The 11,908-nt window shown below is 64.7% G+C and carries 9 protein-coding genes, 1 tRNA gene and 1 riboswitch; of the genes, 7 read left to right on the top strand and 3 right to left on the bottom strand.

The features are described from left to right. Window positions 1-28: 28 nt before the first annotated feature. Window positions 29-102 (bottom strand) — tRNA-Gly (locus tag ACYX4S_RS13060). Between the two features lie 184 nt (window positions 103-286). Between ACYX4S_RS13060 and ACYX4S_RS13055 the strand changes: the two genes are divergently transcribed. Beyond that, window positions 287-1,102 (top strand): ion transporter, encoded by an 816-nt coding sequence (locus ACYX4S_RS13055; protein ID WP_476360494.1) that lies wholly within the window; start codon window positions 287-289, stop codon window positions 1,100-1,102. A gap of 24 nt (window positions 1,103-1,126) precedes the next feature. Here the strand turns inward: ACYX4S_RS13055 and ACYX4S_RS13050 are convergent, their stop codons facing one another. Beyond that, window positions 1,127-2,251 carry a 2'-deoxycytidine 5'-triphosphate deaminase gene (locus ACYX4S_RS13050; RefSeq protein WP_476360493.1) on the bottom strand — a complete coding sequence of 375 codons (1,125 nt, stop codon included), beginning with the start codon at window positions 2,249-2,251 and terminating at the stop codon, window positions 1,127-1,129. Window positions 2,252-2,448: 197 nt separating this feature from the next. Between ACYX4S_RS13050 and ACYX4S_RS13045 the strand changes: the two genes are divergently transcribed. The 4 genes from ACYX4S_RS13045 to ACYX4S_RS13030 all read left to right on the top strand — a co-directional run bounded on the left by ACYX4S_RS13045 (window position 2,449) and on the right by ACYX4S_RS13030 (window position 8,242). Next, window positions 2,449-2,649, top strand: coding sequence for a YgaP family membrane protein (locus ACYX4S_RS13045; RefSeq protein WP_293719693.1), 201 nt, complete (start codon window positions 2,449-2,451; stop codon window positions 2,647-2,649). 10 nt (window positions 2,650-2,659) lie between these two features. Beyond that, window positions 2,660-3,655, top strand: a complete 996-nt coding sequence (locus ACYX4S_RS13040; protein WP_476360492.1) for an efflux RND transporter periplasmic adaptor subunit — start codon at window positions 2,660-2,662, stop codon at window positions 3,653-3,655. After that, the gene (locus ACYX4S_RS13035; RefSeq protein WP_476360491.1) at window positions 3,652-6,846 is read left to right on the top strand and encodes an efflux RND transporter permease subunit; all 3,195 of its coding nucleotides are present in this window, start codon (window positions 3,652-3,654) and stop codon (window positions 6,844-6,846) included. Before ACYX4S_RS13040 ends, ACYX4S_RS13035 begins: the two co-directional genes overlap by 4 nt. Window positions 6,847-6,927: 81 nt before the next feature. Beyond that, window positions 6,928-7,007: riboswitch (SAM riboswitch) on the top strand. 41 nt (window positions 7,008-7,048) lie between these two features. Further along, a complete protein-coding gene (locus tag ACYX4S_RS13030) occupies window positions 7,049-8,242 on the top strand; it encodes an O-succinylhomoserine sulfhydrylase (protein ID WP_476360490.1) in 1,194 nt (397 codons plus the stop codon). 9 nt (window positions 8,243-8,251) lie between these two features. On the opposite strand, the gene ACYX4S_RS13025 is transcribed toward ACYX4S_RS13030, so the two are convergent. Next, on the bottom strand, window positions 8,252-8,860 hold the full coding sequence (locus ACYX4S_RS13025; RefSeq protein ID WP_476360489.1) for a CDP-alcohol phosphatidyltransferase family protein: 609 nt from the start codon (window positions 8,858-8,860) through the stop codon (window positions 8,252-8,254). 225 nt (window positions 8,861-9,085) lie between these two features. On the opposite strand from ACYX4S_RS13025, the gene apaG reads away from it, so the two are divergent. Next, window positions 9,086-9,517, top strand: a complete 432-nt coding sequence (gene apaG, locus ACYX4S_RS13020) for a Co2+/Mg2+ efflux protein ApaG (RefSeq protein WP_476360488.1) — start codon at window positions 9,086-9,088, stop codon at window positions 9,515-9,517. A 178-nt stretch (window positions 9,518-9,695) separates the two neighbouring features. Then, entirely contained in the window at window positions 9,696-11,816 is a 2,121-nt protein-coding gene (locus ACYX4S_RS13015; protein ID WP_476360487.1) for a putative bifunctional diguanylate cyclase/phosphodiesterase, read from the top strand. Window positions 11,817-11,908: the final 92 nt, after the last annotated feature.

Here is an 11,908-nt window from a genome sequence, read left to right as displayed (position 1 = left end):
GGAAAGGCCAGGGCTGATCGGGAAGGGATGGAGCGGGTGAAGGGAATCGAACCCTCGTATGCAGCTTGGGAAGCTGCCGTTCTACCATTGAACTACACCCGCATCACGCGCTCTAGATAGACGTTCGCGCGGTTTCAGGCAAGAGGGATTGGCGGCATCCTGACGGGGACAAGTCCCCTGCGCCGCTTGAATTCGGCGAACCGCTTTCCCAAGTCAGTCGCGCCCGGGGGAGGTCCCGCGGGTCGATTTCAAAACCACCGGCTCAAGACGGGGAGACAGGCGGACAATGCTGGATCAGGGGCGGGACAAGCTTGCCGCGATCGTGGGGTCGCGTCGCTGGGAGGCGACGATCATCACGCTGATCGTCCTCAATGCGGTAACGCTGGGCCTGGAGACCAGCCCGACGATCATGGATCTGGCCGGCCCGGTCCTTGTCGCGATCGACCGCGGGCTGCTGGCCATCTTCACCGTGGAGATCGCACTCAGGATCTATGCGCACCGCCTTGCCTTCTTCCGCGATCCCTGGAGCGTGTTCGATTTCTCGGTCGTCGCGGTGGCGCTGATGCCGGCGACGGGGCCGCTCTCGGTCCTGCGTGCCCTGCGTATCCTGCGGGTGTTGCGCCTGATCTCGGTGGTGCCGTCGCTACGCCGGGTGGTGGGCGGTCTCGTGGCGGCCCTCCCGGGCATGGGCTCGATCGTGCTGCTGCTTTCGCTCGTGTTCTATGTCTTCGCGGTGATGACGACGAAGCTCTACGGACCGTCCTTCCCCGAGTGGTTCGGCACCATCGGAAAGTCGCTCTACACGCTGTTCCAGATCATGACGCTCGAGAGCTGGTCCATGGGCATTGTGCGGCCGGTGATGGAGCAATATCCGCTCTCGTGGCTGCTGTTCGTGCCCTTCATCCTGTGCACGGCCTTCACCGTGCTGAACCTCTTTATCGGTGTGATCGTCTCCGCCATGCAGCAGGAGCATGAACAAACCGCCGAGGCGGACCGACAGGCCCTCCACTCCGAAACGGGCTATGTTCTGACGGAAGTGCGTGCGCTGCGCGACGAGGTTCGCGCGCTCAGGCACGAACTCGGTCGGGGCGACGCGCCCTGAGAATGCCCGGGCGCGCCGCGCGGATCAGTCCGCGCGGAAGTGCTTCGACAGCTTCAGGGACTGGCCCTGGTAGTTGGAGCCGATGCCCTCGCCATAGAGGCTGTCGGGACGGTCCAGCATCTGCTCGTACACCAGGCGTCCGACAGTCTGCCCGTGTTCGACGATGAACGGCACCTCGTGCGAGCGCACCTCCAGCACGGCGCGTGCCCCCGCGCCACCGATGGCGGCGTGGCCGAAGCCGGGGTCGAAGAAGCCGGCATAATGGACGCGGAATTCTCCGACCAGCGGATCGAAGGGAACCATCTCGGCCGCGAACAGGGGCGGCACGTGCACGGCCTCGCGCGACATGAGAATATAGAACTCGTTCGGATCCAGAATGAGCTCGCTCTTGCCCCGATGATAAATCGGCTCCCAGAAATCGAGCGGATCCTGCGCGGCCTTGGCGTCCACGTCGATGACGCCCGTGTGGCGTTTGCCGCGATAGCCGATGAGGCTGCCCGGACCCTCGCCCTCCAGGTCGATGGTCAGATGCACGCCGCCGGCGATCACCGCCTCGGTATCGTCTTCCTCGGCTGTCGTGCCGCCGCCGGACACGATTCCATGAGCGAGGTGAATGGCAAGAAGGGCATCGTCGCTCACAAGGGACTGGCCGACGCGAAAGCGGATCTGTGAAAGGCGCGATCCCTCGCGCACAAGAACCGGGAAGGTGCGAGGGCTGATCTCGGCGTAAAGCGGCCCGTTGTAGCCGGCCGGAACCGTGTCGAACGCCCGTCCGCCATCGGTGATGACCCGGGTGAACACGTCGAGGCGTCCGGTCGAGCTCTTGGGATTGGTCGTTGCCGAGATATCGGGCGCAAGGGCGAGACTCTCGAGAAGCGGCACGATGTAGACGCAGCCGGTCTCCAGGACGGCGCCGTCCTTGAGGTCGATGGCGTGGAGCTTCAGGCGCTCGAGCTTTTCCGCCACGGGCGTTCCCGCTCCGGGCAGGAAACTGGCGCGTACGCGGTAGGCAACCGGGCCAAGCCGCAGATCGAGACTCGCCGGCTGGATCTGGTCGGGGGCGGGAGAGCGCGGCGCGATGATACGTTCGCGCTGGAAAAGCGCGCGAATGGCCTGCGCCGGAAGAATGCCGTGTTCGGCTGCGGTCATCGTGCCCCCCTCGATTCGCGATTTCCGCCGTGATTATCAAAGCGCGCGGGAATTGGCCAATGCGTTTCTGGCAATGGTGGGGTGCGTGAACGGGACCCTCGTTCGGCACGACGGGTAGAAACCTTCCGGAAAACCCCGTATTGAATGTATTTTAGAATATACTAATATTATCACATATTGACCCGCAGGAGGTGCAAATGACCCTTGATCGTGCCGTTCTCGCCTTTGCCGGAGTCATGACGCTGCTGTCCGTCGTGCTCACGCTGACCGTCTCCCCCCTCTTCGTCTGGTTCACCGTCTTCATCGGTGCGAACATGCTTCAGGCGGCGTTCACCGGGTTTTGCCCGGCGGCCATGATCTTCCGCCGCCTGGGTGTTGCGCCGGGAACGGCTTTCTGAGGGGCTGGGAATGAACTTTCGCGCTTGTCTCCTTGCTCTGCCGGCGCTTGCCCTGGCGGGGCCTCTCCTTGTGACGCCTGTCCTTGCCGCATCGCTGACCGTCGCGCGCGAGCCCGTTACCGAGTGGAAGGCGCTTTACGGGCAGGTGGAGGCGCGTGACCAGGTTCCCGCCCGTGCGCGTATCGGGGGCACGATTGCGGAACTGGCCGTGGAGGAGGGCGATACGGTCACGGCGGGGGAACGCATCGCGACCGTCGCCGACGAGAAGATCGCGTTCCAGATCGCCGCACTCGATGCCCGCCTGCGCGCGTTGCAGAGCCAGCTCGAGAACGCCGAAGCCGACCTGTCCCGGGCCGAGACGCTTGTGGAGCGCGGTGTGGTGACCCGCCAGCGTCTCGACCAGTTGCGGACCTCCGCCGAGGTCACGCGCAATGAGATCGCGGCGACCAGCGCCGAGCGTTCCGTGATTGTCCGTCAGGGCGAGGAAGGTGACGTTCTGGCGCCGGCCGATGGTCGCGTTCTCACGGTTCCCGTGACCCGTGGCGCGGTCATCATGCCGGGCGAGACGCTGGCCGTTCTCGGCAGCGGTGGAACTTTCCTACGCCTGTCGATCCCGGAACGCCATGCCGGCGATCTCAAGGATGGCGCGGAGATCCGCATCGGCGGAACCGGTGCCGGCGAGGCCCCCCTGACCGGCCGGTTGGCCAAGGTCTATCCCACCATCCAGTCCGGCCGGGTCGTCGCGGATGTCGATGTGGACAGCCTTGACACGCAGTTCATCAACGCGCGCGTTCTCGTTCGCGTGCCCGTCGGAACCCGTGAGGCGATCCTGGTGCCCGCCCGGGCGGTGACGACACGGGCGGGCCTTGATTTCGTGAAGGTCGCGAGCCCTCAGGGGCCCGTCGAGCGGACCGTTCTCACCGGCGCCACGCTGCGCAAGGGCGAGGAAAGCCGCATCGAGATTCTATCGGGCCTGACGCCCGGCGACGAGGTCATCCTTCCATGACGAAGCCTTCCGGCGGTCTCGGCATCGCGGGCGGTCTCACGCGCGCGTTCATCACCTCGCCCCTGACGCCTCTTTTCCTGCTTGCCTCCCTTGCGCTTGGTCTTGTCGCGCTCGTCTCGCTCCCGCGGGAGGAGGAACCTCAGATCTCCGTGCCCATGGTGGACATTCACGTCCAGGCCAGCGGCCTCAAGGCCCCCGATGCGGTCAAGCTCGTCACCGAACCGCTGGAAACCATCGTGAAGGGGATCGACGGCGTCGAACACGTCTATTCCCAGACCCGGGACGACTTCGTTCTGGTCACGGCCCGCTTCCTGGTCGGCACGTCGCCGGATTCAGCCGTGCTGCGCGTGCACGACAAGATCCGCGCCAACATGGACCGTATCCCGGTCGGCATTCCGGAGCCTCGTGTCGTCGGACGAGGAATTGACGATGTCGCCATCGTCTCGCTGACGCTGACGCCTGCCGTCGGCACGGACAATATCACGCCGGCCGCGCTGACGCGGGTCGCGCGCGAACTGCAGGCCGAGGTTTCCAAGGTCGAGAATGTCGGTCTGTCCTATCTCGTCGGCGCGGTCGGCGAGGAGATCCGCATCGCGCCGGATCCGGAGCGTCTGGCGCTGGCCGGTGTCACCCTGCAGCAGCTTTCCGGAAAGGTCGCAGGTGCCAACCGGTCGTTTCCGGCCGGCCGATTGCGTGATGCGGGGCGCGATGTGACCCTCGTCGCCGGCGAGACGCTTTCCACTCCTGACGAGATCGGAAACCTCCTTGTCACCACACGTGACGGGCGTCCCGTCTATGTGCGCGACCTGGCCGACGTCTCCCTTGTATCGGAAAGTGATGCGATTACGGCCATGCACACAAGCGCAACGGCGCCAATGCCTGCCGTGACGCTTGCGGTCGCGAAGCGCGCAGGCTCCAACGCGGTGACGGTCGCGGAGGCGATCCTGCACAAGGTTGAGGCGCTGAAGGGGCGTCTCGTACCTGCCTCCATGCAGGTGACCGTGACACGAGACTACGGGGAAACCGCGAACGAGAAGGCGAACGAACTGCTCTTTCACCTGGGGCTCGCGACGCTCTCGATCATCGCGCTGGTGATGGTCGCGATCGGTGGGCGCGAGGCGATGGTGGTGGCCGTCGTCATTCCGGTCACGATCCTGCTCACCCTGTTTGCCGCCTGGGTCATGGGCTACACGCTCAACCGCGTGTCGCTCTTCGCACTCATCTTTTCCATCGGAATCCTGGTCGACGACGCCATCGTCGTGATCGAGAACATCGCCCGCCACTGGGCCATGGGCGACACGCGCGACAGACGCGCGGCGGCCATCGAGGCGGTGGCCGAGGTCGGCAACCCGACGATCGTCGCGACGCTCACGGTCGTCACCGCGCTGCTGCCCATGCTCTTCGTCTCCGGCATGATGGGCCCCTACATGAGCCCCATTCCGGCGAATGCATCGGCGGCAATGATCTTTTCCTTTTTCGTCGCCGTCACCGTGACGCCCTGGCTGATGCTCAAGGTCGCCGGACGTGCTCCGCTCCACGACACGGACAGCGCGCACGATGGCTCGTCCGGCGGCAGGCTTGGACGGGCGTATCTGGCCGTTGCCCGTCCGGTACTCGCGTCGAAGGCGCGAAGCTGGCTCTTCCTGTTGCTGGTCGGGGGAGCGACGCTCGGTTCGCTTGCGCTCTTCGCGACCAAGCATGTGACCGTCAAGCTTCTGCCCTTCGACAACAAGTCCGAGCTCGCCGTGACGGTGGACCTTCCCGAGGGCAGCACCGTCGAGACCACCGATGCGGTTGCGCGCATGGTCGCGCGCACCGTCCTGATGCTGCCCGAGGTGATCTCCGCAACCACACATGCGGGCACCGCCGCGCCCTTCGACTTCAACGGACTGGTGCGACACAGCTATCTGCGTGCGGAGCCCCAGCTTGGCGACGTTGCGATCCTTTTGTCGCCCAAGGGGGACAGGGCCCGCGAGAGCCATGAGATCGCGCTGGAAATCCGCTCGCGTCTCGCCGAACTCGACGTTCCCCCGGGCACCTCGCTCAAGGTGGTGGAGCCACCTCCGGGACCTCCCGTTCTTGCGACGCTGCTGGCCGAGATCTACGGGCCCGACGCGGAAACCCGCCGCGCGGTCGCGCGCAAGGTGCGGGAGGCCTTTGCCTCCGTTCCCTTCGTCGTCGACGTGGACGACAGTTTCGGCGTACCGGCTCCGCGCAAGCGCGTGACCACCGTAACCGATGAACTCGACTTCTTCCGGGTTCAGGAATCCGATGTCTTCGACACCCTGGCGATCCTTGGGGGAGGACGGACCATCGGGTACTCGCACCGTGGCGCCGGGCGCGCTCCGATCCCCATTCGCATGGAGCGCCCACGGGGCCACAAGGTGCTCGACGAGCGTTTCCTCGCCACCCCGATCCCGGCAGACGTGCTGCCGGGAAGCACGAGCGTCGTCGAGCTTGGCGACGTGGTGGAGGTGACCGACGAGGCCTCCTCGCTGATGGTCTTCCGCCACAATGGCCGCTATGCCGACATGGTGACGGCGGAACTTGCCGGCGACTTCGAGGCCCCCCTCTACGGGATGCTTGCGGTTCAGGAGGCGCTTGACGCCATGGACTGGGGTGACCTGCCCCGGCCCGTGATCCGGCTGCACGGCCAGCCGGAGGACGAGACCGGTGTCACCCTGCTGTGGGATGGCGAGTGGGAAGTGACCTGGGTGACCTTCCGCGACATGGGCGCCGCCTTCGCGGTGGCGCTTCTCGGCATTTACATTCTGGTCGTTGCCCAGTTCGGGTCCTTCAAGCTGCCGCTGGTCATCCTGACGCCCGTGCCCTTGACCTTCATCGGCATTTTGGGAGGACACTGGCTTTTCGGCGCGCCTTTCTCAGCAACCTCTATGATCGGCTTCATCGCGCTTGCCGGTATCATCGTGCGCAATTCGATCCTGCTGGTCGACTTCATCCGCCATGCGAGAAAGCCGGGTGAGCCTCTGACTCCGGTGCTCCTGGAGGCCGGCGCGATCCGCTTCAAGCCGATCCTGCTCACGGCCCTTGCGGCCATGATCGGAGCGGCGGTGATTCTGACGGATCCGATCTTTCAGGGGCTCGCGATCTCGCTTCTGTTCGGACTGGCCTCGTCCACGCTGCTGACGGTGCTGGTGATTCCGGCCATTTACCGGGTCTTGCGCACCTGAGACATTGCGGCGGGCGGGCCGGCCGATCCGGCCCGCCCGCCGCAAATGCGTTGACGCCCGTGCCTGCGTGGACTATCAGACCCCATCTTCCGTGGTGATTTGGGCCGGCCGGCTTGCAGCCACGTTAAAAAAGTCGCTAAACAGGCCGGGTTGCAAAAACCCCGGTCCGTCACGGCCGGGGTTTTGCATTTTGGAGTGCAGCATGAGCGCGAACGACCGGGACTGGCATCCAGACACCACCCTCGTCCACGGCGGGACCACCCGCTCTCCCTTCGGCGAGACATCAGAGGCGATCTTCCTGACACAGGGCTTCGTCTACGGAACGGCCGAGGCGGCGGAAGCCCGCTTCAACGGCGATGATCCGGGTTTCGTCTATTCCCGATACGCCAATCCCACCGTTGCCATGTTCGAGAACCGCATGGCGGCCCTGGAGGGCGCGGAAGCCGGCATCGCCACGGCGAGCGGCATGGCCGCGGTCAACCTGGCGCTCATAGCCTGCTGCAAGGCCGGCGATCATGTCGTGGCCGCCAAGGCGCTGTTCGGTTCCTGCCGCTATATCGTCGAGACGCTGCTGCCACGCTTCGGCGTCGAGACGACGCTGGTCGATGGAACCGACCTGGACGCCTGGCGCGCCGCGATCCGTCCCGGAACCACCGCCTGTTTTCTCGAGAGCCCGACCAACCCGACACTCGAGATCATCGACATCGCCGCCGTGGCCGAACTTGCCCATGCGGTCGGCGCGAAGCTTGTCGTGGACAATGTCTTCGCGACCCCGATTTGGCAGTCGCCGCTCGCGCTTGGCGCGGATGTCGTCATCTATTCCGCGACGAAACACATCGATGGGCAGGGGCGCTGCCTCGGCGGCATCGTGCTCGGCGAAAAGGACTGGATCGACGACGAAGTGATGCCTTTCGTCAAGCATACCGGCCCGTCCATGAGTCCCTTCAATGCCTGGGTGCTCCTCAAGGGACTGGAAACGCTGTCCCTGCGCGTCGAGAGGCAGACCACCTCCGCCGCACGGCTCGCCGACCTGCTGGCGGAAAGCGATGCGGTATCGCGGGTGATCTATCCCGGTCGCGATGATCATCCGCAGGCGGATCTGGCGCGCCGGCAGATGCGGGCGGGCTCCACGATGATCGCCTTCGAGATGAAGGGGGGCAAGGAGGCCGCCTTCCGGTTCTCCAACGCGTTGAGGATCGTGAAGATGTCGAACAACCTGGGTGACGCGCGCTCGCTGGTCACACATCCGGCGACAACGACCCATCAAAGCGTGGCCGAGGAAGCCCGTGCGGAGCTTGGCATCGGTGCGGGGTTGCTGCGCTTCTCCGTCGGCCTGGAACATCCGGACGATCTTGCCGCCGATCTGGCGGCGGCCCTTGCAGCCTCACGCGGCTGATCCGGCGCTTCAGTCCCTGAGGAGCTGAAGCACGAGCGCGACGCGCGCGCTCGCGGAGACAAGACAGATCGCGGCAAAGGCCCAGGCGATTGCCGCGAACAGGTCCGGCAGGAGACACATGGCGAGGAAGACGGCGATGGTCTCTGCTCCTTCCGCCAGTCCGCCCAGGTAGTAGAGAGACTTCTTTCCTTGCGCGTCGGTGCTCAGGCCGCGCTTCTCGGCCATGATGGCGAAGCCGAGGAAAGTTGCCCCGTTGAGATAGAAACTCAGCAGAAGGGCTGCCGCCGGAAGCGCGTTCGCCTGGGGATCGCCCGTTGCGAAGGCAAAGGGCACCGCGCCGTAGAAGGCGAAGTCGAACACGATATCCAGGAAGCCGCCACGGTCGGTCTTCCGGCTGGCCCGGGCGACGGCGCCGTCGAGGCCGTCGAGCAACCTGTTGGCGACCACGAGGCCCGCCGCCGTGAATGTCAGGCCGGAGTGGATCGCCAGTGCGGCAAGAAGCGCGGTTGCAAGGCCCGTGAAGGTGAGCGCGTCCGCGCTCACGCCGGCCCGGGCAAGACGCGTTCCGAACGCGTTCAGCGGCGGGTCGATGAGCGGGCGAAGGCGGGTATCGAACATGAGGTGCGCGGTTCCGGTGAGCTTGACGAATGCGTCGTGTCTTGATGGCCTGTGAAGCCGGCGCGCGGCAAGGGCGGCCTCGTCAAGATTTCGTCAGCAGGCAGCGCGCGGTCTGGGGTGTGGACCCATGAACAAGGCGGGTCCGGTTTGTTCATGGGTCCACACCCTAGCTACGATCCGAGCGCTTTTCGCGGGAACCTTCGGTCAGGAACGGGACAAGAGAAGATGCGGGCACGAGACCAGGGCGGATCCGAGACGGATTTCACGTACCGGGCGCTTACACGCAATATTCAGGTCACGGTGGAGCCGGTCTATCTTCCCGACCGCTCGGAGCCGGACGACGGGGTGCACGTCTGGGCCTACTCGGTCGACATCGTGAACCTCGGGCTGGAATTGGTGACATTGCGGTCGCGTCACTGGAAAATCATAGACGGTGAGGGGCGGCTCGAGGAGGTTCGCGGCGACGGCGTGGTCGGTGAACAACCCACCCTGGGGCCCGGAGAACGGTTCGAATACACCTCCGGCTGTCCCTTGCGCGCGACATCCGGCGTGATGAGCGGTTCCTATCGGTTCGAAACCGTCGAAGGCGAGACGTTCCAGGTAGCGATACCTGCATTCTCGCTCGATATTCCTGGGGGCGTCCGTAGCGTAAACTAGGCGGGCTTCATCCATCGACGTGCCTTGGCTCGGCTCTGCTTGTGACGTTGAGTAAAACCTTTGGCCGCCTGCCTCTGAATATCGTCATAAATACCTATGAGCTGCAAAATTGCTTATAGGATCATCAACTTTCTCATGATTTGATGGTCGCACTCCAAGGTTCGAGCACGAGTGCGAGTTGGATCATTTGGCAGAGCGCGGCCAGGGCGAAGTGGCGATTTTGGCGACCGGACGGCGACTTGTCGGTCCGGACGGCGATCTGTGGAACACGTTCGGCGGGCGCGCCTTTCATGCGGCTTTCGAGGAATCGCGTTTCCGCATGATCGTGCTCGACCGCCACCTCGTCGTGCGTGGCGCGAACAGGGCGTTTCGCGAGGCGGAGGGAGCCGGCGTGAGCGTGGTCGGACGCTCCTTCACCGGCTTCTTCGGTGAAGCGACCTATGCTGCACGTCGACCGCTGCTGCACCGGGCCCTTTCGGGCGAAGTTATCACGTTTGTGGACTGGGGACTGCGCGAAAGTCCGCAAGAACGGCTGCTGCGGGTGTCCTATCTTCCGGTCGAGGATGAAGCCGGAGAGGTCGACGGGCTTGTCATCGTGCTGGAGGACACGACGCGCGTTCATGACCTTGAACGCAAGGTCTCCATGCAGGAGGAGGTCATCAGCCAGACCTCCGACGGGCTCGCGATCATTGGAACGGATTGCCGCTATCTGTGGGCGAACTTGGCCTATACGGAGCGTTGGGGGCTTGGTCCCGATGACATCATCGGTCGCCCCGTCGCGGAGGTCGTCGGAACCCGGGGCTATCTGGAAAGCGTTCTGGTTCCGCTGTCTCGCTGTTTCGCGGGCGAGACGGTCGAGTTCGAGGATCCCAACCAGAAGGACGACGGATCGGCGGTGATCTATTCCATCCGGCTCGAGCCCTTCCGGGACGAGGCGGGAGTGATCTGCGGAGCGATCGTCAACCGCCGCGATGTCACCGAAATTGCCGTTGTGCGCGAGCGTTTGCTGAAGCGTGAGCGCGAGGATCCGGTTACCGGCCTGCCCAACCGGCAGGCCCTGCTGGAGGAACTGGCACGGAGCATTGCCCCCGGTGCGGAGCGGGAGGGCGATGGCAATCTCGGCCTGATGGTCATCGACATCGATGACTTCCGGATCGTCAACGACCTGACCGACCAGGCTGCCGGAGACGAGCTTCTACGGCACATCGCGACCCTGCTGCGCGGACTTGCGCCGCAGGCCCATGTCGCACGCATCGGCGGAGAGCAGTTCGCCGTTGTCGCGTCGGACGAAGGAGGTCACGGCCTGGAGGCGATTGCCGAACACGTCGTCGCGAGCGTGGAGGCAACCGGGTTCGACTGGGGCGGGAACCGGTATTCCGTCGGGGTCAGTGTCGGCCTTGTCGATCTCACGTCCGAGGTGTCGGGCGGTGCCGCGCTGACGGTTCTCGAGGTGCTCAATCGTGCCGACCGTGCCTGCATGATTGCCCGGGAAGCCGGAGGGTCGAGGGTCGCGCTGTTTCGCGCCGATGACAGGGAGATCATCGCACGGCATCAGGAGGTCATGAATGTCCGCCTGATCCACGACGCGCTGCGAGCAGACCGCTTCGAGCTTCACGCCATGCCCATCCAGCCGCTGTATGAAGGCGGCACTCCCCACGACGAGATCCTGCTCAGGGTTCTTGATGAAAGCGGCAAGGCGCTTCCGCCGGGCGCCTTCATCGCCGCTGCCGAGCGTCACGGTCTCATGTCGCGGGTCGATCGCTGGGTGGTCGAGGCCGTCCTGAACCGCATTCCTTCCATGCCGGAGGGGTATCGCATCACGGTCAATCTCTCCGGCCAGTCTGTGGGCGACCCCAGGTTCCGCGACTTTCTTGTCAATGCCCTGGACGAGGCGCCTCCGCCGCCCGGCCTCCTGTCGTTCGAGATCACGGAGACCTCGGCCGTGCGCTCCATGACCGCGGCACGTGAGCTGATCGCCGCGTGTCGTGCGCGCGGGTGCGGAATCATTCTCGACGATTTCGGCTCAGGGTTGTCCTCTTTTGGATACTTGCGTCAGTTCGATGTGGATATGCTGAAAATTGACGGTAGCATTATCGGAGGGCTGCTCGAAGATCGTGTGCAGCAGGTGATTGTCGCGGGGATCGTTGCGGTTGCGGAGGCCATGTCGATCCGTGTGGTGGCCGAATATGTGGAAGATGCGGAGACTACCGAGTTGCTGCGGGAGCTCGGCGTGAGTTTCGCTCAAGGGTACGCGATCGGCCGCCCCCGGCGTTGGAACGTGCCCGGGACCGCCGGATAAGCTTCTGCCGCCGCTCTCTGCGACGTGCGGCATGGAAAAACACTGTTCTGGCCGACCAACGGCACATCGAAGATCGCGCTCGGGGGAAGGAA

The sequence above is a fragment of the Stappia sp. ABD4_338 genome, assembly GCF_056312175.1.
This window is presented reverse-complemented; position numbering and strand designations above follow the sequence as displayed.